The organism is Streptomyces sp. Act143 (assembly GCF_003143935.1).
In the GTDB taxonomy this organism is placed as follows: domain Bacteria; phylum Actinomycetota; class Actinomycetes; order Streptomycetales; family Streptomycetaceae; genus Streptomyces.
The window spans coordinates 7,896,564-7,921,059 of the sequence record NZ_QFRX01000001.1 but is presented as its reverse complement, the minus strand read 5'-3'; the positions used below and the strand labels follow the sequence as shown (position 1 = coordinate 7,921,059).

The window sequence follows — 24,496 nt, the reverse complement described above, 5'->3', positions numbered from 1 at the left end:
AGCCGTTCGCACACGACGAGGGCGCCCGGCGATCGCCGGGCGCCCTCGTCGTCGTACAACCGGTCGTCAGCTCTTCTTGGCCGACTCGGCCTCGTCCTTCACCTCGGTGGAGTCGGCCTCGTCCTGCGTCTCCTCGGAGTCGGCCCCGGCCTTCTCGGCGCCCTCGGCCTCACCGTCGGAGACACCGTCGTCCGCGGCACCCGGCTCGACGACCTCTTCGCGACCCGGCCGCTTGGCCGCCGAGATCACGATGTAGGCGACCGCCAGCAGGAACACGATGAGCGCGGTCCAGTTGTTCAGGCGCAGGCCCAGGATGTGGTGGGCGTCGTCGACGCGGAGGTACTCGATCCAGAACCGGCCCACGCAGTACGCCGCGACGTACAGGGCGAACGCCCGCCCGTGCCCGAGCTTGAAGCGGCGGTCGGCCCAGATGACGAGCAGGGCCACGCCGATGCACCACAGGGACTCGTACAGGAACGTCGGGTGGTAGGTGCCGGGGACCCGGCCGTCCGTCGAGGACGTGATCTTCAGGGCCCAGGGCAGGTCGGTCTCCCGGCCGTACAGCTCCTGGTTGAACCAGTTGCCCCAGCGCCCGATGGCCTGCGCGAGGGCGATGCCGGGGGCGATGGCGTCGGCGTAGGCCGGCAGCGGGATGCCCCGGCGGCGGCAGCCGATCCAGGCACCCACCGCGCCGAGCGCGATCGCGCCCCAGATGCCGAGGCCGCCCTCCCAGATCTTGAAGGAATCCACCCAGTCACGGCCCTCGCTGAAGTACAGCTCGTAGTCCGTGATCACGTGGTAGAGCCGGCCGCCGATGAGGCCGAAGGGCACCGCCCAGACCGCGATGTCGGCCACCGTGCCGGCGCGGCCGCCGCGGGCGATCCAGCGCTTGTTGCCGAGCCAGACCGCGACGAAGACGCCGATGATGATGCAGAACGCGTAGCCGCGCAGCGGGATGGGACCGAGGTGGTACACCCCGTGCGACGGGCTGGGAATGTAGGCAAGTTCCATGGCAGGTCCGACGCTACCGTGCCGGGTGCCGCCGACGGCAGGCAGCCCGGCTACGGCTCCATAACGGGAAGGTCGGAATTCTCTTACCCTTCGTCACCCTTTCGCCGCCTCCTGCACCTGCTTCTTCAGCTTCGCCGGGGTCATCGTCTGGTCCTGGTAGATGTTCTTGCCGTTGAGGATGACGGTCGGGGTGCCGCTGAATCCGCCGCTGCGGAAGGCCGCCGCGGACTTGGCGACCCAGCTGTTGTGGGTGCCCTTCTCGACACACGTCCGGAACGTCGCCGTGTCCAGGCCGTCGACCTTCTTCGCCAGCTCGATGAGCTTGCTGTTGTCGGCGTACGTGTCGTCCGTCTCCGCGGGCTGGTTCTCGTACAGCACGTCGTGGTAGGCGGGGAACTTGCCCGCGTCCTGGGCGCAGGCCGCGGCGTTGGCCGCGGTGCGGGAGCCGGTGCCGCCCATGTTGCCGTCGATGATCGTCGCGAGGTGGTACTCGACCTTCAACTGGCCGGCGTCGGTCAGTTCGTGGATGGTCGCGCGGTAGGTGTCCTCGAAGGACTTGCAGGCCGGGCAGCGGAAGTCCTCCCAGACCGTGAGCGTGGACTTGGCGTCGGTCTTGCCCACCGGGATGGCGAGGTTGTCGTCGCCGTTGGCCCCCGAGGGCGCCACGACCGGGCCCGCGGAGTCGCCTCCGTCGTCCTTGCCCGCGTTGGCGGCGACCACTCCGATCACCGCCGCGAGGCCCAGCACGCAGACGACGCTGGCGCCCACGATCAGCGTCCGGCGCCGCCTCTCCGCGGCTTTCTGCTTCTCACGCTCGACCGCCAGCCGCTCACGGGCGGTGCGCTTTCCCTCACGGTTCTTCTCGCTCACACCCCGGAAACGAACCGGGGAGGCGCAGCGCGCCTCCCCGGTCCCAGGTCCACCCGTTCGAGTGACCTGTACGAAACGTCCGGACTTGTTACGCCTGTCCGCGCACGCCCTTCGCCAGGTCACCGGCGAGTTCGCGGACGGCCTCGACACCGGCCTTGTCGTCGGGCGCGTCCAGCATCCGCTTCACGAAGGCCGAGCCGACGATCACGCCGTCGGCGAAGCCGGCCACCTCAGCGGCCTGCCGGGCGTCGGAGACGCCGAGGCCGACGCAGACGGGCAGGCCGGAGCCGGTGGCGCGGGTGCGCTCGACCAGGTCCTGGGCCTGCGCGCCCACCGACTCACGGGTGCCGGTGACGCCCATCAGCGAGGCGGCGTACACGAACCCGCTGCCCGCCGCGGTGATCTGCGCGAGGCGCTCGTCCTTGCTGCTCGGCGCCACGACGAAGACGGTCGCGAGGCCGTGCTTCTCGGCGTGCTCCCTCCACAGCGCCGACTCCTGCACGGGCAGGTCGGGCAGGATGCAGCCCGCCCCGCCCGCCGCGGCCAGCTCCGCGGTGAAGCGCTCGACGCCGTAGCGGTCGATCGGGTTCCAGTACGTCATCACGAGCACCGGCTTCCCGGTGGCCTCGTACGCCTCCTTCACCGTCCGCATCACGTCGGCGATCTTGACGCCGCCGCGCAGGGCGATGTCGTCGGCGGTCTGGATGACGGGGCCGTCGAGGACGGGGTCGCTGTGCGGCAGCCCCACCTCGACGACATCGGCGCCGCCGTCGAAGACGGCCTTGATCGCCTCGATGCCGCCGTCCACGGTCGGGAACCCGGCCGGGAGGTAGGCGATGAGCGCGGAACGCCCTTCGGCCCTGGCACCGGCGAGGGTGTCGGTCAGCAGCTGGATGTTCCCGCTCACTTGGCGTCCCCCTCGATCTCGGCGAGGTCGGCGGCGTCGGCCGCGACCTCGGCGTCGGTGTCGTACAGGCCGAAGTAGCGCGCGGCCGTGTCCATGTCCTTGTCGCCGCGGCCGGACAGGTTGACGATGATCAGCCCGTCCTTGCCGAGTTCCTTGCCGACCTCCAGGGCACCGGCCAGCGCGTGGGCGCTCTCGATGGCCGGGATGATGCCCTCGGTGCGGGACAGCAGACGCAGCGCCTGCATGGCCGCGTCGTCGGTGACCGCGCGGTACTCGCCGCGGCCGGAGTCCTTGAGGTAGGAGTGCTCGGGGCCGATGCCCGGGTAGTCCAGACCGGCCGAGATCGAGTACGGCTCGGTGATCTGGCCCTCCTCGTCCTGGAGGACGTAGGAGCGCGAACCGTGCAGGATGCCGGGCTCGCCCGCGGTCAGGGTGGCCGCGTGCTCGCCGGTCTCCACGCCGTGCCCGGCCGGTTCGCAGCCGATGAGGCGTACGCCGGTGTCCGGGATGAAGGCGTGGAAGAGGCCGATGGCGTTGGAGCCGCCGCCGACGCAGGCGATCGCCGCGTCGGGGAGGCGGCCGGCCCGCTCCAGGATCTGGCGGCGGGCCTCGACGCCGATGACGCGGTGGAAGTCGCGCACCATCGCCGGGAAGGGGTGCGGACCGGCGACCGTACCGAAGAGGTAGTGGGTGCGGTCGACGTTGGCGACCCAGTCGCGGAAGGCCTCGTTGATCGCGTCCTTCAGCGTGCGGCTGCCGGACTTCACGGCGATGACCTCGGCACCGAGCATGCGCATCCGGGCCACGTTGAGGGCCTGGCGCTGGGTGTCGATCTCACCCATGTAGATGGTGCATTCGAGGCCGAACAGCGCGCAGGCGGTGGCGGTGGCCACGCCGTGCTGTCCGGCGCCGGTCTCCGCGATGACCCGCGTCTTGCCCATGCGCTTGGTGAGCAGGGCCTGGCCGAGGACGTTGTTGATCTTGTGGGAGCCGGTGTGGTTGAGGTCCTCGCGCTTGAGGAACACCCGGGCGCCACCGGCGTGTTCGGCGAACCTCGGCACCTCGGTGAGGGAGCTGGGGCGGCCGGTGTAGTTGACCAGCAGGTCGTCGAGCTCGCGGGCGAACTCGGGGTCGTGCTTGGCCTTGTCGTACTCGACGGCGACCTCGTCCACGGCGGCGACGAGGGCCTCCGGGATGAACTTGCCGCCGAAGGCGCCGAAGTAGCCTTCGGGGCTGGGGACTTGACCCTCGGGGTCGGGGATGAAGAACTCGCTGGGCATGCGGAAACCTCACGGTGAGTGCGTGGAAAAGACACTGTTCGCCGTGGGGGCGGGGAGGGTCAGTCGGCTGCGGACCGGATGTGGCTGGTCGCGCCCACGCGGCGGTAGCCGCGCATCGAGCAGAGCCCCGCGCCCCTTGAGGTCCGCTGCCATCGCATGCCGTTCACTTGCCCCGGCTCATCTCCGATCACGTACCGCACCCGGCGGCCGTGGACCCTGCGTGCCGGCGCGCGGCAACCCCGCGGTCGGCAGCCGCGCGCGAGGCGGGCGTACCGGTCCACGGTCGTCAGGGTCAGCGAGAGGGTCATCGGAACCTAGCCTACCGAATGATCATCCGCGGCCGTGGCGCAATGCGGGATGTGCGCCCGCGGCCACCAGGTCCGCCACCGCCGTCTTCGGGTCCTTGCCCGTCACCAGGGACTCGCCGACCAGGACCGCGTCGGCGCCGGCGTTGGCGTACGCGATGAGGTCGTGCGGGCCGCGGACGCCGGACTCGGCGACCTTGACGATGTGGTCGGGGATCTCGGGGGCGACGCGCTCGAACGTGCCGCGGTCGACCTCAAGGGTCTTGAGGTTGCGGGCGTTGACACCGATGATCTTCGCGCCGGCGTCCACGGCCCGCTCGACCTCGTCCTCGTCGTGGACCTCGACGAGCGGGGTGAGCCCGATGGACTCGGCGCGCTCGATGAGGGACTCCAGGGCGGGCTGTTCGAGGGCCGCCACGATCAGCAGGGCGAGGTCGGCGCCGTAGGCCCGGGCCTCCCACAGCTGGTACGACGTGACGATGAAGTCCTTGCGCAGGACCGGGATGTCCACGCGCGCGCGGACGGCCTCCAGGTCGGCGAGCGAGCCGCCGAAGCGGCGCTGTTCGGTGAGGACGGAGATGACGGCGGCGCCGCCCGCCTCGTAGTCCGCGGCCAGGCCCGCCGGGTCGGCGATCGCGGCCAGCGCGCCCTTGGAGGGGCTGGAACGCTTGACCTCGCAGATGACCTTGACGCCGTCGCCGCGCAGCGCGGCCACGCCGTCCTTTGCCGCGGGAGCCTTCGCCGCGCGCTCCTTGAGCTCGTCGAGGCTGACGCGCGCCTGCCGCTCCGCGAGGTCGGCACGGACTCCGTCGATGATCTCGTCGAGCACACTCACGCGAGCGGCCCCCTTCCAGACGGTTGACAGTTCCAGCGACCGGTGAAAACAGGTGGTCACTGCGATGGTATCCGCAGGAGGGCGTAGGCCTCGCATCCGGTTGACGCCGGTCCCACTACCTGGACGTTCGCCAATTGATCAAGGATGCAGCCAGCCACCGAACGGCAGGTTCCGGACAACGGTGAAGACCAGCAGCAACGTCCCCAGCGTCCACAGGTGGACGGGGCCGAGATCGATCCGCAGCGGCCGTCCGCGCGCCGCGCGGACCACCCAGACGGTCCACAGCACGGCGAACCCCAGATAGCCGAGCACGGCCGGGGCGTTGGCCTGGAGGGCCGCCATGACGTCCCCGTGGACGAAGGCGTGCGCGCTGCGCAGTCCGCCGCAGCCGGGGCAGTACAGGCCGGTGAGGCGCAGCAGCGGGCAGACCGGGTAGTGGCCGGGCTCGTTGGGGTCCACGGCGGCCACGTAGGCGAAGGCCCCGGCGACGGCCGCGAGGACGCCCGCGGGCACGGCCAGGCGCCCCAGCACGCGCGTGGGGGTCATCACGCTCGTCACCCTCTGGCTGTCGGCGTTCACGCCTTGCATTGTGCCCCCGCAGGGCCCCGGACGCGCGTGAGGGGCGGTCCCGGCCTCATGACCGGTCCGCCCCTCCACGAGGTGGCTGCTGTCGCTCTCAGCCCTGGGTGCCGCTCAGCCCTGGGCGCTCGCCGGCTCCGGCTGCGAGGCGAGGAGGTCCTTGTGGGCGTCCTTCGGCTGGCCCAGGCCCATCGCGCTCATGATCCAGCCGACGACGCCGCCGATGACCACGATCGCCATGCCGGCCCAGAAGCCCGCGGGCTGGGCCATCACCATGAAGGCGCCCGCGACGCAGAAACCGATGAAGGCGATCGTGACACCGGTCCAGGCGGCCGGGGTGTGACCGTGGCTGCTGCCCGCCATGACTTGCTCCTCGTTGCTGTATTCGTGTCTGAGCCGGACGCTCGGGTCCATTGTCCCGCACGCGCGCGGGGGACGTGAGCAGGGGTGGCCCTAGCGGGTCGACCCCGGTGAGCGAAGCGACCCGGGGCACGGGGAACTGCGCGAACGGCCCCGCCGGCCCACGGGCCGGAAACGGCCCCTCAGGCCCCCGTGGGGTCCTCTCCTCGGTCGAGCGCCTTCCACATCTCCTCCGGCCGCTCAGGATCGACGGCCTTCGTCCGCCGAACCGCCCGCGGCTCCCCGTTGCGCTCGTACCGCCCGGACATCGCGGGCCACATCCGCCCGTACCGCAGCGCGAGCAACCCGGCGAGCAGGATCAACGCCCCGCCGGCGACCGCGACGTACGGCCACGCGGTGTGGCTGAGCCCGTCGACGGTGGCGGCCGCGTCGCCGGAGGCGGACGCCGCCTGTTCGTCGAGCGCCGAACTGTCGGACGCGCCGAGCAGGGCCGCGACGACGATGCCGACGCCGGAGAGCGCGAGCAGCCCGGCGACCGCGAAGCGGCCGACCTTGCGGACGGCGAAGACGGCGACGAGCGCGGCGAGGCCCACTATGGCGAGGGCCGCGGGGACGCCCGTGACGTCGCTGCCCTTCGCGGTGAGCGGGAAGTCGCCGCCGGCCACGGTCGCGGTGCCCGAGGACCACTGCTGGCGGGTCGCGAGCAGCGCCACGGCGGCGCCGAGCGCGCCGGAGAGCAGGGCTACGGCGAGGCTGAGGCGGCCGGCCCTGGCGGGTCCTGCGGCTTCGGAACGGGGGTGAGGTACAGCAGTCACGTACTCCACTATCGCCCGAACCCCGGGCGAACCGTCACCCGGGGTTCGTATGAGAAGCGCCCCATTTCTCGGGGAGAGCCGCTGTCCGTCCTCGGAGAGGGGTGCTGAGAGGGGTGCCGAGAGGGGTGCTAGCTGCCGAGTCGGTTCGCCGTGTGCACCGCCCGCAGCACCGCCGCCGCCTTGTTGCGGCACTCGGTGTCCTCGGCGACCGGGTCGGAGTCGGCGACGATCCCGGCGCCCGCCTGGACGTACGCCGTACCGTCCCTGAGCAGGGCCGTACGGATCGCGATGGCCGTGTCGGAGTCGCCCGCGAAGTCGAGGTAGCCGACGCAGCCGCCGTACAACCCGCGCCGGGACGGCTCGAGTTCGTCGATGATCTGCATCGCGCGCGGCTTCGGGGCGCCGGAGAGGGTGCCGGCCGGGAAGCAGGCGGTGAGGACGTCGAAGGCCGTGCGGCCCTCCGCCACCTTTCCGGTGACCGTCGAGACGATGTGCATCACGTGGGAGTACCGCTCGATGGACATGAAGTCGACGACCTCGACCGAGCCCGGCTCGCAGACCCGTCCCAGGTCGTTGCGGCCGAGGTCGACCAGCATCAGGTGCTCGGCGCGCTCCTTGGGGTCGGCGAGCAGCTCGTCGGCGAGGGCCTGGTCCTCCTGCGGGGTGGCCCCGCGCCAGCGGGTGCCGGCGATGGGGTGGACCATGGCCCGGCCGTCCTCGACCTTCACCAGGGCTTCCGGGCTGGATCCGACCACGTCGAAGCCGTCGAAGCGGAACAGGTACATGTACGGGGAGGGATTGGTGGCCCGCAGGACCCGGTAGACGTCCAACGCGCTCGCCGTGCACGGCGTTTCGAAGCGCTGGGAGGGGACGACCTGGAAGGCCTCGCCCGCGCGGATGCGCTCCTTGATGTCCTCGACGGCCGCCTGGAACTCCGTGCCGCCCCACCGGGCCGTGTACTCGGGGAGTTCGGAGGGCGGCAGGACGGCGGGCGGCTGGGCCACCGCGCGCGTGAGGTCCGCCTCCATGGCGTCCAGGCGGGCCATCGCGTCCGCGTGGGCCTCGTCGACACCGGTGTCGAGGTCGTTGTGGTTGATCGCGTTGGCGATCAGCAGGACCGAGCCCTCCCAGTGGTCCATCACGGCGAGGTCGCTGGTGAGGAGCATGGTCAGCTCGGGGAGCCTCAGGTCGTCCCGCTCCCCCGGGCCGATCTTCTCCAGGCGGCGCACGATGTCGTAGCCAAGGTAGCCGACCATGCCGCCGGTGAAGGGCGGCAGGCCTTCCTGGTGGGGGGTGTGCAGGGCCTCGATGGTGGCGCGCAGGGCGGCGAGCGGGTCGCCGTCCGTGGGGACGCCGACGGGCGGCGCGCCGAGCCAGTGGGCCTGGCCGTCGCGGGCGGTGAGGGTGGCGGCGCTGCGCACGCCCACGAAGGAGTACCGGGACCAGGAACGGCCGTTCTCCGCGGACTCCAGCAGGAAGGTGCCGGGGCGCTCGGCGGCGAGCTTGCGGTAGAGCGCGACCGGGGTGTCGCCGTCGGCGAGGAGCTTGCGCGTGACCGGGATGACACGCCGGTCGGTGGCGAGCTTGCGGAAGGTCTCGAGGTCCATGGCCGGTGACCTTACTGATCCTGGGCCCGTGCGCCGGAATCGGCGTCCTTGAGCAGCACGTCGGCGTCGAAGCAGGTGCGCGCGCCGGTGTGGCAGGCGGCGCCGACCTGGTCGACCTTGACCAGCACGGTGTCGGCGTCGCAGTCCAGGGCGACCGACTTGACCCACTGGAAGTGGCCGGAGGTGTCGCCCTTGACCCAGTACTCCTGGCGGCTGCGCGACCAGTACGTGCAGCGGCCGGTGGTCAGCGTGCGGTGCAGCGCCTCGTCGTCCATCCAGCCCAGCATCAGCACCTCACCGGTGTCGTACTGCTGGGCGATCGCGGGGACGAGCCCGTCGGCGCTGCGCTTGAGGCGCGCGGCGATCGCGGGGTCGAGGTTGCTGGGCGGGGGCGTGCTGGTCATGGGTGCCATTGTGCCGCGCGCCACGGACAGTCCTGGCGTGGTGTCCACTGTGCGGACCTGCTGCGCGGTCGTAGGCTGACGGCATGTCGACTTTCGCCAAGCGTGAACGACTTCTGCTCGCCGACCTCCTGGAGACCGCCGGTCCCGAGGCGCCCACCCTGTGCGAGGGCTGGCAGACCCGGGACCTCGCCGCGCACGTGGTGGTGCGCGAGCGCCGCCCGGACGCCTCCGCCGGTCTCCTCATCAAGCAGCTCTCCGGCCGCCTGGACAAGGCGATGGAGGAGTTCGCCGCCAAGCCGTACGAGGAGCTGATCCAGCTGATCCGTACCGGCCCGCCGCGCTTCTCGCCGTTCCAGCTCAAGCAGCTCGACGAGGCGTCCAACACGATCGAGTTCTACGTCCACACCGAGGACGTCCGCCGCGCCCAGGACGACTGGACGCCCCGCGAGCTCGACCCCGTCTTCCAGGACGCCCTGTGGTCCCGTCTGGAGCGCACCGCCCGCCTGATGGGCCGCGGCGTCCCGACCGGCCTGGTACTGCGCCGCCCCGACGGCCAGACGGCGGTCGCCCACCGCGGCACGCCGGTGGTGACGGTGACGGGCGAGCCGTCGGAGCTGCTGCTGTTCCTCTACGGCCGCAAGAGCGCCGCCAAGGTGGAGCTGGACGGCGACAAGGAGGCCATCGCCAAGCTGCACGAGGGGAAGCAGCTGGGGATCTAGGCACCTACTCCGGGAGCTCGGCGCGGCGCAGGTCCCGTACCAGCAGGGCGACGACCCCGCCGAGCCCGCACACCGCCGCGCTCACCACGAACACCGGTCCGGTGCCCCACGCCCCGATGGCCGCGGCGGACAGCGGCATGCTCAGCGGCGCGAAGCCCAGGCTGACCAGTCCGGCGACGGCGGTGACGCGGCCGAGGAAGGCGGGGTCGGCGTGGGTCTGGAGCAGGGCCCCGCACATCGCGCCGCTGAGTCCGGCGAGGAGCCCGACGAGCAGGGCGGTGCCGACGGCGGCGACCAGGGTCGGCACGTAGGCCAGCGCGCCGATCGCGACGGAGCCCGCGAGGATGGCGTACGCCGCGACCTGCCCGGCGTGCGGCAGGCGCCCGCGCACGGTGAGGAGCAGGGCGGCGGCGCCCGCGCCGACGCCGAACCCGGCGAGCACCGCGCCCATGCCGGAGGCGCCCCAGCCGCGTTCGTCGGCGAGCAGGGTCAGGCCGACGTTGAGCGGGCCGACGAAGCCGAGGTCGCCGAGGGCGATGGCCAGCATCAGCGGGGCGAGGACGCGGTGCCGGCGGATGTAGTGCAGGCCGCTCACCAGGTCGTTCCAGGCGGTGCCCCTGTCCTGTGCGCCGGCCTTGTCGTTGTCGTCGGCGGGCAGCCCCGTCATCCGCACGCTGACCAGCAGCGGCACCGACACCGCGATCAGCAGCCCGGCGAGTCCGAACGCGGCCGCCGCCCCGCCGACGGCCACCCCGAGCCCGCCGAGCGGTCCGCCGACCACGCTCGCGAACCGGATGGCCAGGCCCCGCATGCCCTGCACGCGCGCGAGCTGGTCCCGTGACGTCACGCGCGCGGGGAGGGCGCCCACGGCCGGCATGAACACGGCGTCAACGGTGCCGAAGACGAACGCCAGCGCGGCCAGCGGCCACAGTCCGGGGCTGCCGAGGAAGAGCAGCGCCGCCACCGCGAGGACGGCCGCGCAGCGCACCGCGTCGCTGGCGATGACGACCCGGCGCGGTCCCAGCCGGTCGGCGATCACTCCTCCGCCCAGCATCAGCACCGCGCGGGGCAGCGCGCTCACGGACATCACGAGCCCGGCCTGTGAGGGACTGCCCGCCTGGACGGCGGCCCAGGACAGGGCGATGTAGTACACGCTGTCGCCGACCATGGAGGAGGTGTAGGCGGCGAGCCAGCGCAGGACGTTGCCGTCGCGGTGGGCGGGCCGGGCGGAGGCTGCGTCGAGCGGGGCTGCGAGCGTGGCGGTCACGGGGCCGGGTCCTCTCAGGCGCGGAACGGGAAGGCGTACGTGTGCACCGCGACGTTCTCGCGGCCCTCGGTGTCGCCGGCGGTCTCGGCGGCCCGGCCCAGCTCGTCGTACTTGTGCAGGAGCGCGAGCATCTCCTTGTTCAGCTCGGCCAGTTCGTCCGCGGTGAGGCGGAGCGCCGACTCGGAGGACTCGGCCCTGCGGTTCCATGCCTCGCTCCAGTGGGCGCGCTCGTCGAGCCAGCGCCGGTACATGTCCATGCGCTGCTCGGCGAAGAGCCTGCTGGCCGCGGTGTGCGCGGCCGCCTCCTCGGGGGCGGCGCTGAAGTCCTCGTGGTGGATGCTGACCCCGTCGGAGGCGAGCTGCCACCACCGCTCGCGACCGTCCGCGCTCTGCGGCTCGGCCTCCTCGATGAGCCCGAACTCGGCGAGTTTGCGCAGGTGGTAGCTGACCAGCGAGACGGCCTCGTCGACCTGCTCGGCCAGCTGAGAGGCGGTGGCGACCCGCATCAGCGTGAGGTTCCGGCAGAGCCTCATCCGCAGGGGGTGCGCGAGCGCCTTGAGGGTGCCCACGTCCGTGATCCGCCGGTCCCGCTCTTTTCCTGTCATGCCTCCACCGTAGATGCGAAGGAAAAATTGCACAACATATTTTGCGCAACTTACCTTTCGCATCTTTCGGTGAGAAAGCCCCGGCCACCTCACCGGCGCCCGGGGCTCAGCTCAGCAGCGCGTCACCGCACCGGGTGCCCGGCCTCCCGCAGCGCGTCCTTCACCTCTCCGATCCGCAGATCGCCGAAGTGGAACACCGACGCCGCCAGCACCGCGTCCGCCCCCGCCTCGATCGCCGGGGCGAAGTCGGCGAGCTTGCCGGCACCGCCGGAGGCGATCACCGGGACCGTCACGTGCTTGCGGACGGCGGCGATCATCTCCAGGTCGTAGCCGTCCTTCGTGCCGTCCGCGTCCATCGAGTTGAGCAGGATCTCCCCCGCGCCCAGCTCGGCGGCCCGGTGCGCCCACTCGACGGCGTCGATGCCGGTGCCCTTGCGGCCGCCGTGGGTGGTGACCTCGAAGGTGCCCTCGGGCGTCCGGCGCGCGTCCACGGACAGCACCAGCACCTGCCGGCCGAAGCGCTCGGCGATCTCGCGGATGAGGTCCGGACGCGCGATCGCGGCGGTGTTCACACCGACCTTGTCCGCACCGGCCCGCAGCAGCTTGTCCACGTCCTCGGCGGTGCGCACGCCGCCGCCGACCGTGAGCGGGATGAAGACCTGCTCGGCCGTGCGGCGCACCACGTCGTACGTCGTCTCGCGGTTGCCCGACGACGCGGTGATGTCCAGGAACGTCAGCTCGTCGGCGCCCTCGGCGTCGTACACCTTGGCCATCTCGACGGGGTCGCCCGCGTCGCGCAGGTTCTGGAAGTTGACGCCCTTGACGACCCGGCCGTTGTCCACGTCCAGGCAGGGGATGACTCGGACCGCCAGGGTCATGAGTTCACGGCTCCTCTGAATGCCTCTAGTTCGACTTCGACGAGGATGCGCGGGTCGACGAAGCCCTCCACGACGAGGAGGGTCGAGACCGGGCGCACCGCGTCGAAAAGCTCCTTGTGGGCACGGCCCACCTCGTCGACGTCCCGCGAGTGCGTGAGGAACATCCTGGTCCGGATGACCGACCCGACATCGAGCCCGAACTCGCCGATCGCCTCGACCGCGCTGGTGAAGGCCACCTTGGCCTGCTCGTAGGGGTCGCCCTCCCCGTACAGCACGTCTCCCTTGAAGGAGGTCGTGCCCGACACCAGCACACGGTCGCCCGCCGCGACGGCGCGTGCAAAACCGAAGGACTCTTCCCAGGGGCTTCCGCTCTGCACCCGCCGTACGGCTTCCGACGTCATGACGACACAGCCTCCAAGGCCTCTTCCAGGGTGAACGCCTTCGCGTACAGGGCCTTCCCGACGATGGAGCCCTCGACACCGAGGGGTACCAGCTCGGCGATGGCACGCAGGTCGTCCAGCGAGGACACGCCGCCGGACGCCACGACCGGCCGGTCGGTCGCCGCGCAGACGTTGCGCAGCAGCTCCAGGTTGGGGCCCTGCAGCGTGCCGTCCTTGGCGATGTCGGTGACGACGTACCGCGCGCAGCCCTCGGAGTCGAGGCGCGCCAGCGTCTCGTACAGGTCGCCGCCGTCGCGGGTCCAGCCGCGGCCCTTCAGGGTCGTGCCGCGGACGTCCAGGCCCACCGCGATCCTGTCGCCGTGCTCGGCGATGACCTTGGCGACCCACTCCGGGGTCTCCAGGGCAGCGGTGCCGAGGTTGACGCGGGTGCAGCCGGTGGCGAGGGCCGCCGCCAGGGAGGCGTCGTCCCGGATGCCGCCGGACAGCTCGACCTTGATGTCCATGGCCTCGGTGACCTCACGGACCAGGTCCCGGTTGTCGCCGGTGCCGAAGGCCGCGTCCAGGTCGACGAGGTGGAGCCATTCGGCGCCCGAGCGCTGCCAGGTGAGGGCGGCCTCAAGGGGAGAGCCGTACGAGGTCTCGGTCCCGGACTCGCCGTGCACGAGGCGGACGGCCTGGCCGTCCCGGACGTCGACGGCGGGGAGGAGTTCGAGCCGTGCGGGCTTCGAGGGCATCAGAGGGTTCCGATCCAGTTGTTCAGCAGCTGCGCTCCGGCGTCGCCGGACTTCTCGGGGTGGAACTGCGTGGCCCACAGGGCGCCGTTCTCGACGGCGGCCACGAAGGGCTTGCCGTGCGTCGACCAGGTCACCAGCGGGGCCGTGAGGGCCGCGTTGTGCGTCTCCAGGGACCAGTCGTGGACGGCGTAGGAGTGCACGAAGTAGAAGCGGGCGTCCGCGTCCAGGCCCGCGAAGAGCTGGGAGCCGGCCGGGGCGTCCACGGTGTTCCAGCCCATGTGGGGCACGATCTCGGCCTGGAGCGGTTCGACCGAGCCGGGCCACTCGTCGAGGCCCTCGGTCTCCACGCCGTGCTCGATGCCGCGCGCGAAGAGGATCTGCATGCCGACGCAGATGCCCATGACCGGCCGCCCGCCGGACAGCCGGCGGTCGATGATCCAGTCGCCGCGCGCCTCCTTGAGGCCCTTCATGCAGGCGGCGAAGGCACCGACGCCCGGCACCAGCAGCCCGTCGGCGTTCATGGCCTTGTCGAAGTCACGCGTTATCTCGACGTCGGCTCCGGTGCGCGCGAGGGCGCGCTCGGCGGAGCGGACGTTGCCGAAGCCGTAGTCGAAGACGACGACCTTCTTGCTCGATGCCGCGCTCAATTCCACACCTCCAGCCTCAGGACACCGGCGACCAGGCACATCGCGGCGCCGATCGAGAGCAGCACGATGAGCTGCTTGGGCATCCCCTGCTTGACGAAGGAGATGATGCCGCCGACCAGGAACAGGCCGAGGACGATCAGGACGGTGGACAGGCCGTTCACAGCGCGCCCTTCGTGGAGGGGAGGATGCCGGCCGCGCGCGGGTCCCGCTCGGACGCGTAGCGCAGCGCCCGGGCCAGCGCCTTGAACTGGCACTCCACGATGTGGTGGGCGTTGCGCCCGTAGGGCACGTGCACGTGCAGCGCGATCTGGGCCTGGGCGACGAAGGACTCCAGGATGTGCCGGGTCATGGTGGTGTCGTACTCGCCGATCATCGGCGCCATGTTCTCGGGCTCGGTGTGCACCAGGTAGGGGCGGCCGCTCAGGTCCACCGTCACCTGGGCCAGCGACTCGTCCAGGGGGACCGTGCAGTTGCCGAAGCGGTAGATGCCCACCTTGTCGCCGAGCGCCTGCTTGAAGGCGGCGCCGAGGGCGAGGGCGGTGTCCTCGATGGTGTGGTGCGAGTCGATGTGCAGGTCGCCCTCGGTCTTGACCGTGAGGTCGAACAGGCCGTGGCGACCGAGCTGGTCGAGCATGTGGTCGTAGAAGCCGACACCGGTCGACACATCGACCTTGCCGCTGCCGTCGAGATCGATCTCGACGAGCACGGAGGTCTCTTTCGTGACTCGCTCCACGCGTCCTACGCGGCTCATGCGCTCTGCTCCTTCTTCATGTCACGGACCGCGTCGAGGAACGCGTCGTTCTCTTCGGGGGTTCCGGCGGAGACCCGCAGCCACCCCGGAATGCCGTTGTCCCGGACCAGGACACCCCGGTCGAGGATCTGCTGCCAGGCCGTGTGGGCATCGGCGAAGCGGCCGAACTGGACGAAGTTCGCGTCGGACTCGACGACCTCGTAGCCGATCGACCGCAGCTCGCTGACCAGCCGGTCCCGCTCCGACTTCAGCTGCTCGACGTACTTGAGCAGCGTGTCGGTGTGTTCCAGGGCGGCCAGGGCGGTCGCCTGGGTGACGGCCGACAGGTGGTAGGGCAGCCGTACGAGCTGTACGGCGTCCACGACCGCCGGGTGCGCGGCGAGGTAGCCGAGGCGCAGGCCCGCCGCGCCGAATGCCTTCGACATCGTCCGCGAGACGACGAGGTTCGGCCGCCCCTCGATGAGCGGCAGCAGCGAGTCGCCGTGGCTGAACTCGATGTACGCCTCGTCGACCACGACCATCGACGGCTTCGCCGCCTGCGCGGCCTCGTACAGCGCGAGGACCGTCTCCGGCGGGACCGCGTTGCCGGTGGGGTTGTTGGGGGTGGTGATGAAGACGACGTCCGGCCGGTGCTCGGCGACGGCCCGCGTGGCCGCCTCGACGTCGATCGTGAAGTCCGCGTTGCGCGGACCGGAGATCCAGCCCGTGCCGGTGCCGCGCGCGATGAGCGCGTGCATCGAGTACGACGGCTCGAAGCCGATGGCCGTACGGCCGGGCCCGCCGAAGGTCTGCAGCAACTGCTGGAGGACCTCGTTGGAGCCGTTGGCGGCCCATACGTTGGCCAGGCCGACCTCGTGCCCCGAGGTGTCCGTCAGGTACCTGGCGAGCTGGGTGCGCAGCTCCACCGCGTCCCGGTCGGGGTAGCGGTTGAGGTCGCGGGCGGCCTCGCGGACGCGCTCGGCGATGCGCTCGACCAGCGGCTCGGGCAGCGGGTAGGGGTTCTCGTTGGTGTTCAGCCGTACCGGCACGTCCAACTGGGGCGCGCCGTAGGGGGACTTGCCGCGCAGCTCGTCCCGTACGGGCAGATCGTCGATTCCGAAGCTCACTTGCTCTCAGGCACCTTCCAACCGAACCTGGCCTTGATCGCCGCGCCGTGCGCGGGCAGGTCCTCCGCCTCCGCCAGCGTGACCACGTGGTGCGCCACCTCCGCCAGCGCGTCCTTCGTGTAGTCGACGATGTGGATGCCGCGCAGGAAGGACTGGACGGAGAGCCCGGAGGAGTGGCAGGCGCAGCCGCCGGTGGGCAGGACGTGGTTGGACCCGGCGGCGTAGTCGCCGAGCGACACCGGTGCCCAGGGGCCGAGGAAGACCGCGCCGGCGTTGGTCACCCGCTCGGCGACCGCGGCGGCGTCGGCGGTCTGGATCTCCAGGTGCTCGGCGCCGTAGGCGTTGACGACCCGCAGGCCCTCCTCGACGCCGTCGACGAGGACGATCGCGGACTGCTTGCCGCCGAGGGCCGGGACGATCCGGTCCTCGATGTGCCGGGTGGCCGCGACCTGCGGCTCCAGCTCCTTGGCGACGGCGTCCGCGAGCTCGACGGAGTCGGTGACCAGGACGGCGGCGGCCAGCGGGTCGTGCTCGGCCTGGCTGATCAGGTCGGCGGCGACGTGCACCGGGTCGGCCGTCGCGTCGGCCAGGATCGCGATCTCGGTCGGGCCGGCCTCCGCGTCGATGCCGATCTTGCCGGTGAAGTAGCGCTTGGCGGCGGCGACCCAGATGTTGCCGGGGCCGGTGACCATGTTGGCGGGCGGGCAGGACTCGGTGCCGTACGCGAACATCGCGACGGCGGTCGCGCCGCCGGCGGCGTACACCTCGTCGACGCCGAGCAGCGCGCACGCGGCGAGGATCGTCGGGTGCGGGAGGCCGTCGAACTCGGCCTGGGCGGGCGAGGCGAGCGCGACGGACGGCACGCCGGCCTCCTGCGCGGGCACCACGTTCATGATCACGGAGGACGGGTAGACCGACCGGCCGCCGGGCGCGTACAACCCGACCCGGTCGACGGGCACCCACTTCTCGGTGACGGTGCCGCCGGGCACGACCTGGGTCGTGTGGGTGCTGCGGCGCTGCTCGCGGTGGACGAGACGGGCGCGGCGGATGGACTCCTCCAGGGCCGCGCGCACGGCCGGGTCGAGTTCGGCGAGGGCCTTGGTGAGCGCCTCCGCGGGCACCCGCACCTGCTGCAGCCGCACCCCGTCGAACTTCTCCGCGAAGTCGATCAGCGCCGCGTCGCCACGATGATGCACGGCCTCGCAGATCGGACGCACCTTCTCCAGGGCGGCCTGAACGTCGAAGTCGGCTCGGGGCAGCAGGTCGCGCAGGGCGGGGCCCTCGGGGAGGGCGTCGCCGCGCAGATCGGTTCGGGAGATCACGGGGTCAATTCTCTCAGACCCCGGTTCGGCGTCGTCCGGGCATTCCAGTGACTGATACGCGGCCTGATACGGAACCCGGAAGATCGCCCTCACGTCCTGTGCTTCGGGGGTGACCGAACGGGCATGACCGGGGGTGCGAGGACACGATGGGAGGACCGGTGACCGAGGGGGACCTGCCGGACGACCTGACACCGGCCGAGGTCGGCATGTGGCAGGCCTTCCGCAACGGCAGCGTGTACGACCTGAGCAGCGGCGACGCGATCGTCGACGATCCGCACGGCGGGCACCCGTGGGGCCCCGAGCGGACCGTGCGGGCCCGCATCGTGTGCTGGCTGCTGCTGGACGGACCGCCCGCGCTGGCCGGCCGGGTGTCGTCGCTGAAGCTGTCCGGCGTGCAGATCAGCGGCGCCCTGGAGCTGGCCGGCGGCATCGTGGTGCCGTACGTGGAGATGAAGGGCTGCCGGTTCGAGCGGGACGTCCTGCTGCCGGAGGCCCGCTTCACCACCGTCCGCCTGGTGAACTGCTCGGTGCCGCGCCTGGAGGCGGCCCGCGTGCACACCGAGGGCGATCTGCATCTGCCCCGCTGCCGCTTCCACAACGGCGTCCGGCTGACCGACGCGCACATCGGCACCGACCTGCTGCTCAACCAGGCGATCGTCTACCGGGACCGCAGCGGCCGGTCGATCGCCGCCGACGGCATGACGGTCGGGCAGGACCTCCAGGCCGAGCTCCTGGAGTCGCACGGCGAGCTGAGCCTGCGCAGCGCCAAGATCGGCGTCTCGCTGAGCCTGCGCGGCGCGAAGCTGGCCAACCCCTACACGCGCCTCGCGCTCAACGCCCCCCAGCTGACCGTCGGCCGCTCGATGTACCTGACCCCGGCGGGCATCGGCAGCCCGCTGCTCAGCGGGGCCACCCCGGCGCAGGGCACGCGCGTCCAGCGCTTCACCTGCGAGGGCGGGCTGCGCCTGGACGACGGGCGGTTCGGGGACGCGGTCGACTTCGAGAAGGCCCGGTTCACCCTCACCGACGACCAGGAGCTGTCGCTGCGCCGCATCCAGACGCCCGAGCTGCGGTTCCTCGGGGAAGCGCCCGCGCGCGGCCGGGTGGTGCTGTCGGGGGCGCGGGTGGTGAACCTGATGGACCGCACGGACAGCTGGCCGGGCCCGGGGCGGCTGCACATGGGCGGCTTCAGCTACGAGAACCTGGTGCCGAGGGGCCCCTTCCCGCTGGAGGAGCGGCTGGACTGGGTGTCCGCGGCGACCGCCGAGTACAACCCGGAGCCGTACGAGCGGCTCGCGACCGTGCTGCGGGCCGGCGGCGAGGACGAGGACGCGCGGGAGGTGCTGCTCGCCAAGCAGCGCCGCCGCCGCGAGACGCTGCCCCCGGCCGCCAAGCTGTGGGGGTACGCGCAGGACTGGACGGTCGCCTACGGCTACCGGCCGGGGCGGGCGCTGGTGTGGATGGCGGTGCTGTGGGCGGCGGGCTCGGTGGCGTTCGCGCACGCGGACCATCCGCCGCTCAAGGGCGGTGAGGGGCCGCACTGGAACACCACCCTGTTCGCCCTCGACCTGCTCCTGCCGGTCATCGACCTCGGCCAGGTCGGGTTCTGGCAACTGCGCGGCGGCTGGCAGTGGCTGGCGGCGGCGATGATCCTGCTGGGCTGGATCCTGGCCACGACGGTGGCGGCGGGGGCGACGAGGCTGCTGAGACGCAATTGACCCTGAGGGGCACAGCGAGCGAACAGTTGTTGAACAGTAACCTTTTTACGCGCTCTTGACCTGACGGCGTACAACTTTCCGCACTTTGCCCGCAACCTCTGGCGCATCCGCGACCTGCGGCTTTTCAATGGTCGACACCATGGCTCTGCTGCCCCCGTTCGTCCGCTCCTCCCGGCCGACCAGGACCGTCGATCACCCGCACGTCGCGCTCCCGGCCGACGCCGAGGTGCTCCTTGACGCGCCCGACGACCGGCTCGGCCCGGCCCTCGTGGCCGCGGGGCAGGGATCGTACGAGGTGGCGGCCGAGCTGCTCGCGGCCACCCGCACGGGCGCCGCCTGGGAACACCGCGACCGGTACGTCGTACGCCTCGCGTCCTTCGCGCACTCCCGCCCCGAGTGGTTCGAGAACTGGCGTACGGCCGCCCCGCGCGACCCGGACCTGCTGGTGCTGGGCGCCCAGCTCGCCGTGACCCGCGCCTGGCGGTCGCCGGCCCGCGCGGAGCTGCTGCGTGAGGTGAGCCCGCTGATCACGGCCGCCGCGCGCGGTGACGGCCGCGATCCGGTGCCGTGGCGGATCGCCCTGGACCACGCGCGCGGCTCGAACGCCGGGCACAAGTACTTCGAGGAGCTGTGGGAGGCGGCGATCCGCCGCGCCCCGCACCACTACGGCTGCCACGCCGCCGCCCTGCACTATCTGGCCGACAGCTGGCACGGCTCGCACCACGAGTGCTTCGACTTCGCGGAGACGGCCGCGCAGGACGCCCCGGCCGACTCCCTCGTCCAGGCCCTGCCGACGCGGGCGGCGCTCGCCTATCTGACGGACGGCTGCGGCCCCGACATCCCGCGCGCCCGGCTGGACGCGGCGGCGGACCGGGCGATCGCGCTGTCGGCGCGGTTCCCGACGGCGGACCCGTGGCCCGCCGAGATGCGCAACAAGCTGGCGTACGTCCTCTCACTGCTGGACCGCCGGCCCGACGCCCTGGAGCAGATGCGCCGGATCGGTCCGTACGCGACCTCCTTCCCCTGGGACCAGGTGTCGGACGATCCGCTGGGCCGGTTCCTGGAACTGCGCCAGGATCTGCGCCTCCGATCGGCCTCCGGCCATCCACGGAGTGAGCACCGCGCCCGTGCACACTCCCGCGACCATTAGGCTTTTGCGCCGTGACCACCGTCCGGCTCCCGCTCTTCCCCCTGAACTCGGTTCTGTTCCCGGGGCTGGTGCTCCCGTTGAACGTCTTCGAGGAGCGCTATCGCGCCATGATGCGTGAACTCCTGAAGGCCCCCGAGGACGAACCGCGCCGCTTCGCCGTCGTCGCGATCCGCGACGGCCACGAGGTGGCGGCGAGCGAACCCGGCCTGCCCGATCCCACGGCGAGCCCCGACAAGGGCCCGGCGGCGGGCTTCGGCGCCGACCCCGCCCAGGCCTTCCACGGCACCGGCTGCATCGCGGACGCGGCGACCGTCAGAGAGCGGGCCGACGGCACGTTCGAAGTGCTGGCGACCGGCACGACACGGGTGAAGCTGCTGTCGGTGGACGCGTCGGGCCCGTACCTGACGGCGGAGCTGGAGGAACTCCCGGAGGAGCGCGGCGAGGAGGCCGGCGCGCTCGCGGAGGGCGTCCTGCGGGCCTTCCGCCAGTACCAGAAGCGGCTGGCGGGCGCCCGCGAGCGCTCCCTGACCACGGGCTCGGAGCTGCCGGACGAACCGGCGGTCGTGTCCTACCTGGTGGCAGCGGCGATGATGCTCGACACCCCCACCAAGCAGCGCCTCCTCCAGGCCCCGGACACCGCGTCCCGGCTGCGCGACGAACTGAAACTCCTTCGCTCGGAGACGGCGATCATCCGTAATCTGCCGTCGTTGCCGGCGTCGGACCTGACGCGCGGCCCGACGAGTCTGAACTGAGCCCCGAGGACGACGACCGATGGCGAAGAAGTCCAAGAAGCAAGCCCAGCAGTCGGGCGGCACCCCCGCGACGGTGGCCCTGACTGCGGCGGGCGTGACCTTCACCGTCCACGCCTACGACCACGACCCGAACCACCCCTCCTACGGCGAGGAGGCGGCCGAGGCGATGGGCGTGTCCCCCGAGCGCGTCTTCAAGACCCTCGTGGCGGACGTGGACGGCGCCCTGACGGTGGCGGTGGTCCCGGTGGCGGGCCAGCTGGACCTGAAGGCCCTGGCGGCGGCGGTGAAGGGCAAGCGCGCGGCGATGGCCGACCCGGCCCTGGCCGAACGCACCACGGGCTACGTCCGCGGCGGCATCTCCCCCCTGGGCCAGCGCAAGAAGCTCCCCACGGTCCTGGACGCGTCGGCGTCCGCGCACACCACCGTCTGCGTCTCGGCGGGCCGCCGCGGCCTGGAGGTCGAACTGTCCCCCGAGGACCTGGCGAAGCTCACGGAAGCGGTGGTGGCCCCCATCGGCCGTGCGTGACCTCTCGACGCGGGCCCGTTCCTCGGCTAAGTACGAGGGACATGTCGAAGAAGACGCGCAAGCGGAAGTGGCGCATCAAGAAGGGCCGCTCGAACCACGGCAGGCGCCCGGCGTAGAGGGTTCTCAGCGGCACGTGCTCCCCCCGCGTAGCTGCGGGCAGTCGTGCCGCAGGGCGGCACGGATGGGCGCAGCGGCACCCCGCCAGCGCGGGCCGAGCGAGACCCGCCCCCGCCCAGCCCCCACCCCGGGCCACTGACGAGCTACACCGACGGCTTCGCCCCGTAAGGCCCCGGCCCCATCCCGTACGGCACCTCAGGGTCCCGGGGCCCGAACAACCCCGTGAGCCCGAGGTGCACCAGCAACGCTCCCAGCGGCCAGGCCAGCAACGCCCCCTTGGCCCCGAGCTTCAACGGCGCCGAGAACGTCACCCCCTTGCCCACGGACTTGGCATGGGCCAGGACGTCCTGCGCGGGCCCGAGCCAGATCCCGACCCGCCACGCCAGCAGCGACCCGAGCAGCCCCCCGACCCCGAGCGCCACCACCAACGGCACTCCCCCACGCCGTCGCAGCAGGAACACGACGAACGCGGTCACGGCCCCGAAGGCCAGCCCGAGCAGCGTGAACGTTCCGTCGACGCCGACCGCCTGCTCCCCCTCGGAGTCCTTGAGGTAGACGACCCAGCGCTTCTCGACGATGTCCCCGACCAGCGGCACATGCGGCGCCAGCCACCACCACAGCACCCCCAGCAGCGCCCCGCCGAGCGCCACCGCCACCGTGATCACGGCGGCTTCCCGCAGTTCGGTCTTCATGCCGGGACCGTCCTGTTCGTACAGACTTCCGGACCCGCCGGCACCGTACGGCGGTGGCACCTGCCAGGCCTGGTGCGAAGACGGGTCACTCGGCGGTGGAGGAGGAGTCAGCGGTGCGGTCACCCTGACATCGTGCCAGGCCCGCCTGTGCGGCGCGTCACCGGACGGCCGCCCGACGGTACGCCCAGGTGGCCACGCCCAGCGAGACGACCCCGACCGCGGCGCAGACGGCCAGGTCACCGAGGACGAACGCCCAGTCGGGATGCGGCCCGAAGGTCCGCGCGAAGGCCTCCACGCCGTAGGTCGAGGGCAGCAGGTCCCGCAGGAACCGCACCCCCTCCGGCATCCGGTCGGCCGGCAGCACCCCCAGCAGCAGCGCCGCGGACATGCCCAACTGGCCGAGCACCGTCGCCAGTTCCGGCCGCGGCGCGAGCAGCCCGAAGGCCGCGCCCAGACCGGCCAGCGCGGCCCCGGCGAGCGGGATCACCGCGACGAGGACCCACAGGTGCGCCATCGGCAGCCCGAACAGCACGCACCCGAACACGGCCGTCACGACGGTCCCGGGCACGGTGAAGGAGGCGTACGCCCCCGCCGCGCCGAGCACGACGGCGGCGGGCGGCACGGGCAGCGTCGCGTAGTGGTCCAGCCCCCCGCTCGCCCGCAGCTGCCCGAAGTACTGGGCGAGCAGGTTCAGCGCGACGAAGGCCACGACGAGCACCGCCGACCCGGCGACCACGGCCCGCGCCTCGCCGCCGCCGTCCACGACCCCGCGCATCAGGATCATGATCCCGACGGACTGGAAGGTCGCCACGAACAGCAGCGGGATGCGCGCGACCCGGGCGCGCGACAGCTGCGCCCGGTACACGGCCACGAGCGCCGGCCACAGCCGCGCCCGCGGCCCGAGCTCGGCCGCGCCCCGGTCCGTCTCCTCGACGGCCACGGCGCCGCCGGGCAGCACCTCGGCGGGTACGACACTCACGTGGCGCTGCTCCCTTTCACCAGCGGGGTCACCGATACGTTCGCCCTGTTCGGTCTCCGTACGGATGCTACGGCCCGGGTGCTCAAGCCCGGCTCAAGAGCCTTCAAAGCGTTCATGCCTTCACCAGCCCCTGCCGTGCCGCCCCGCCGAGTGCCAGGTACACGTCCTCCAGGCTGGGCGTGGCCAGCGTGAAGTCGTCCAGGGCGGCGAAGGCGGCCCCGCCGGTGACGGTGGCGACGACCGCGCGGGCCTCCTCGGGGGCGAGCCGGAGCGTCCAGCGGCGTCCGGCCTCGACGGCCCGGTCGTGCAGGGCCGCGACCTCGGGGACGTGCAGCGGCGCGGCCTCGCGCCACACGAGGTCGACCCGGACCTCCCCGGCGACCTGCTCCTTGAGCCCGGCGGGGGTGTCACAGGCGATCACCCGCCCCCGGTCGAGGACCGCGACCCGGTCGAGGACGGTCTCGGCCTCGATGACGTTGTGGGTGACGAGCAGCACGGTCGTCCCGCGTTCGGCCCGGCGCCGGTCGACGGCGGACCACACGGCCCGCCGCGCCACCGGGTCCATGCCGGTGGTCGGCTCGTCGAGCACCAGCAGCGGCCGCTCCCCGACCAGCGCGGCGGCGAAGCACGCCAGCCGCCGCTGACCGCCGGACAGCTTCTTGATCGCCCGCCCGGCGAGCGGGGTGAGCCCCAGCTCCTCCAGTACGGCGTCCCGCTCGGCCCGGGCCGCGCGCGCCTCCAGGCCGCGCAGCCGTCCGGTGGTCTCGGCGGCGAGCGAGACGGTGAGCTCGTCGAGGGCGGTGGACTCCTGGCCGAGGTAGGCGAGGATGCGCGCGGCCCGCTCCGGGTGGCGCACGATGTCGTGCCCGAGGATCTCGACGCTGCCGCTGTCGGGGCGCATCAGGCCGGTCAGCTGGCGCACGAGGGTGGACTTGCCGGCACCGTTCGGACCGAGCAGCCCGAAGATCTCACCGCCGCGGATGTCGAGTCGTACATCGTCGGTGGCCCGCACCTCGGGCGTCGCGGGGACGCCGCGCCGGCCGCGTCCCGCGGGATAGGTCTTGGTCAGTCCGCGCACCGCGCACACGACATCGTCGCCGTGCCGAAGTGCCTGTCCCGCGCGCGTACTCACAAGGGACGAGCCTACGGGGTCGGCACC

At 72.2% G+C, this 24,496-nt stretch carries 29 protein-coding genes; 5 read left to right on the top strand and 24 right to left on the bottom strand.

Features of this window, described 5'->3' with window-relative positions; genetic code table 11:
* Positions 1-66: 66 nt before the first annotated feature.
* The 11 genes from lgt to hisI form a co-directional block, all read right to left on the bottom strand.
* Positions 67-1,011 (bottom strand): prolipoprotein diacylglyceryl transferase, encoded by a 945-nt coding sequence (gene lgt / locus DI272_RS36170; protein ID WP_109499395.1) that lies wholly within the window; start codon positions 1,009-1,011, stop codon positions 67-69.
* 93 nt (positions 1,012-1,104) lie between these two features.
* Entirely contained in the window at positions 1,105-1,881 is a 777-nt protein-coding gene (locus DI272_RS36165) for a thioredoxin domain-containing protein (protein WP_109499394.1), read from the bottom strand.
* 88 nt (positions 1,882-1,969) lie between these two features.
* The gene (trpA, locus tag DI272_RS36160; RefSeq protein ID WP_109499393.1) at positions 1,970-2,788 is read right to left on the bottom strand and encodes a tryptophan synthase subunit alpha; all 819 of its coding nucleotides are present in this window, start codon (positions 2,786-2,788) and stop codon (positions 1,970-1,972) included.
* Positions 2,785-4,068 carry a tryptophan synthase subunit beta gene (gene trpB, locus DI272_RS36155; protein ID WP_109499392.1) on the bottom strand — a complete coding sequence of 428 codons (1,284 nt, stop codon included), beginning with the start codon at positions 4,066-4,068 and terminating at the stop codon, positions 2,785-2,787. Before trpB ends, trpA begins: the two co-directional genes overlap by 4 nt.
* A gap of 59 nt (positions 4,069-4,127) precedes the next feature.
* Positions 4,128-4,376, bottom strand: coding sequence for a tryptophan biosynthesis modulator TrpM (trpM, locus tag DI272_RS46310; RefSeq protein WP_109499391.1), 249 nt, complete (start codon positions 4,374-4,376; stop codon positions 4,128-4,130).
* Positions 4,377-4,398: 22 nt separating this feature from the next.
* On the bottom strand, positions 4,399-5,208 hold the full coding sequence (trpC, locus tag DI272_RS36145) for an indole-3-glycerol phosphate synthase TrpC (protein WP_109499390.1): 810 nt from the start codon (positions 5,206-5,208) through the stop codon (positions 4,399-4,401).
* 138 nt (positions 5,209-5,346) lie between these two features.
* The gene (locus DI272_RS36140; RefSeq protein WP_109499389.1) at positions 5,347-5,796 is read right to left on the bottom strand and encodes a DUF2752 domain-containing protein; all 450 of its coding nucleotides are present in this window, start codon (positions 5,794-5,796) and stop codon (positions 5,347-5,349) included.
* A 105-nt stretch (positions 5,797-5,901) separates the two neighbouring features.
* Positions 5,902-6,150: an HGxxPAAW family protein gene (locus tag DI272_RS36135; protein WP_109499388.1), complete on the bottom strand. Its 249-nt coding sequence runs from the start codon at positions 6,148-6,150 to the stop codon at positions 5,902-5,904.
* 179 nt (positions 6,151-6,329) lie between these two features.
* Entirely contained in the window at positions 6,330-6,971 is a 642-nt protein-coding gene (locus DI272_RS36130) for a TIGR02234 family membrane protein (RefSeq protein ID WP_109499387.1), read from the bottom strand.
* A 119-nt stretch (positions 6,972-7,090) separates the two neighbouring features.
* Positions 7,091-8,569: an anthranilate synthase component I gene (locus tag DI272_RS36125; protein ID WP_109499386.1), complete on the bottom strand. Its 1,479-nt coding sequence runs from the start codon at positions 8,567-8,569 to the stop codon at positions 7,091-7,093.
* Positions 8,570-8,580: 11 nt separating this feature from the next.
* Positions 8,581-8,973, bottom strand: coding sequence for a phosphoribosyl-AMP cyclohydrolase (hisI, locus tag DI272_RS36120; protein ID WP_109499385.1), 393 nt, complete (start codon positions 8,971-8,973; stop codon positions 8,581-8,583).
* An 83-nt stretch (positions 8,974-9,056) separates the two neighbouring features.
* Between hisI and DI272_RS36115 the strand changes: the two genes are divergently transcribed.
* Entirely contained in the window at positions 9,057-9,692 is a 636-nt protein-coding gene (locus tag DI272_RS36115; RefSeq protein ID WP_109499384.1) for a TIGR03085 family metal-binding protein, read from the top strand.
* 4 nt (positions 9,693-9,696) lie between these two features.
* On the opposite strand, the gene DI272_RS36110 is transcribed toward DI272_RS36115, so the two are convergent.
* The 10 genes from DI272_RS36110 to hisD form a co-directional block, all read right to left on the bottom strand.
* Positions 9,697-10,959 (bottom strand): MFS transporter, encoded by a 1,263-nt coding sequence (locus DI272_RS36110; RefSeq protein ID WP_109499383.1) that lies wholly within the window; start codon positions 10,957-10,959, stop codon positions 9,697-9,699.
* A gap of 14 nt (positions 10,960-10,973) precedes the next feature.
* Positions 10,974-11,564 carry a helix-turn-helix domain-containing protein gene (locus DI272_RS36105; RefSeq protein WP_109499382.1) on the bottom strand — a complete coding sequence of 197 codons (591 nt, stop codon included), beginning with the start codon at positions 11,562-11,564 and terminating at the stop codon, positions 10,974-10,976.
* Positions 11,565-11,686: 122 nt separating this feature from the next.
* The gene (gene hisF, locus DI272_RS36100) at positions 11,687-12,442 is read right to left on the bottom strand and encodes an imidazole glycerol phosphate synthase subunit HisF (protein WP_109499381.1); all 756 of its coding nucleotides are present in this window, start codon (positions 12,440-12,442) and stop codon (positions 11,687-11,689) included.
* Entirely contained in the window at positions 12,439-12,843 is a 405-nt protein-coding gene (locus tag DI272_RS36095; protein WP_109499380.1) for a RidA family protein, read from the bottom strand. Before DI272_RS36095 ends, hisF begins: the two co-directional genes overlap by 4 nt.
* Complete coding sequence (priA, locus tag DI272_RS36090; RefSeq protein ID WP_109499379.1) at positions 12,840-13,577, bottom strand: bifunctional 1-(5-phosphoribosyl)-5-((5-phosphoribosylamino)methylideneamino)imidazole-4-carboxamide isomerase/phosphoribosylanthranilate isomerase PriA; 738 nt, start codon at positions 13,575-13,577, stop codon at positions 12,840-12,842. Before priA ends, DI272_RS36095 begins: the two co-directional genes overlap by 4 nt.
* Positions 13,577-14,224 (bottom strand): imidazole glycerol phosphate synthase subunit HisH, encoded by a 648-nt coding sequence (hisH, locus tag DI272_RS36085; RefSeq protein ID WP_375138087.1) that lies wholly within the window; start codon positions 14,222-14,224, stop codon positions 13,577-13,579. Before hisH ends, priA begins: the two co-directional genes overlap by 1 nt.
* Positions 14,221-14,385 carry a hypothetical protein gene (locus tag DI272_RS44755; protein WP_181387431.1) on the bottom strand — a complete coding sequence of 55 codons (165 nt, stop codon included), beginning with the start codon at positions 14,383-14,385 and terminating at the stop codon, positions 14,221-14,223. Before DI272_RS44755 ends, hisH begins: the two co-directional genes overlap by 4 nt.
* The gene (hisB, locus tag DI272_RS36080) at positions 14,382-14,975 is read right to left on the bottom strand and encodes an imidazoleglycerol-phosphate dehydratase HisB (protein WP_030932889.1); all 594 of its coding nucleotides are present in this window, start codon (positions 14,973-14,975) and stop codon (positions 14,382-14,384) included. Before hisB ends, DI272_RS44755 begins: the two co-directional genes overlap by 4 nt.
* A complete protein-coding gene (locus tag DI272_RS36075) occupies positions 14,972-16,081 on the bottom strand; it encodes a histidinol-phosphate transaminase (RefSeq protein ID WP_109499377.1) in 1,110 nt (369 codons plus the stop codon). Before DI272_RS36075 ends, hisB begins: the two co-directional genes overlap by 4 nt.
* Positions 16,078-17,403: a histidinol dehydrogenase gene (hisD, locus tag DI272_RS36070; protein ID WP_109499376.1), complete on the bottom strand. Its 1,326-nt coding sequence runs from the start codon at positions 17,401-17,403 to the stop codon at positions 16,078-16,080. Before hisD ends, DI272_RS36075 begins: the two co-directional genes overlap by 4 nt.
* Before the next feature lie 158 nt (positions 17,404-17,561).
* Between hisD and DI272_RS36065 the strand changes: the two genes are divergently transcribed.
* The 4 genes from DI272_RS36065 to ybaK all read left to right on the top strand — a co-directional run bounded on the left by DI272_RS36065 (position 17,562) and on the right by ybaK (position 21,549).
* Positions 17,562-19,121, top strand: a complete 1,560-nt coding sequence (locus DI272_RS36065) for an oxidoreductase (protein ID WP_309221686.1) — start codon at positions 17,562-17,564, stop codon at positions 19,119-19,121.
* Positions 19,122-19,248: 127 nt separating this feature from the next.
* The gene (locus DI272_RS36060; protein ID WP_109499374.1) at positions 19,249-20,271 is read left to right on the top strand and encodes a hypothetical protein; all 1,023 of its coding nucleotides are present in this window, start codon (positions 19,249-19,251) and stop codon (positions 20,269-20,271) included.
* Positions 20,272-20,282: 11 nt separating this feature from the next.
* Positions 20,283-21,023 carry an LON peptidase substrate-binding domain-containing protein gene (locus DI272_RS36055; protein WP_109499373.1) on the top strand — a complete coding sequence of 247 codons (741 nt, stop codon included), beginning with the start codon at positions 20,283-20,285 and terminating at the stop codon, positions 21,021-21,023.
* A gap of 19 nt (positions 21,024-21,042) precedes the next feature.
* Positions 21,043-21,549: a Cys-tRNA(Pro) deacylase gene (ybaK, locus tag DI272_RS36050; protein WP_109499372.1), complete on the top strand. Its 507-nt coding sequence runs from the start codon at positions 21,043-21,045 to the stop codon at positions 21,547-21,549.
* A gap of 260 nt (positions 21,550-21,809) precedes the next feature.
* Here the strand turns inward: ybaK and DI272_RS36045 are convergent, their stop codons facing one another.
* From DI272_RS36045 to DI272_RS36035, 3 genes are all read right to left on the bottom strand, one after another.
* Positions 21,810-22,481, bottom strand: a complete 672-nt coding sequence (locus DI272_RS36045; RefSeq protein ID WP_109499371.1) for an AAA family ATPase — start codon at positions 22,479-22,481, stop codon at positions 21,810-21,812.
* A 34-nt stretch (positions 22,482-22,515) separates the two neighbouring features.
* Entirely contained in the window at positions 22,516-23,337 is an 822-nt protein-coding gene (locus DI272_RS36040) for an ABC transporter permease (RefSeq protein ID WP_109499370.1), read from the bottom strand.
* Positions 23,338-23,449: 112 nt separating this feature from the next.
* On the bottom strand, positions 23,450-24,424 hold the full coding sequence (locus tag DI272_RS36035) for an ABC transporter ATP-binding protein (RefSeq protein ID WP_109499369.1): 975 nt from the start codon (positions 24,422-24,424) through the stop codon (positions 23,450-23,452).
* Between the last annotated feature and the right edge of the window lie 72 nt (positions 24,425-24,496).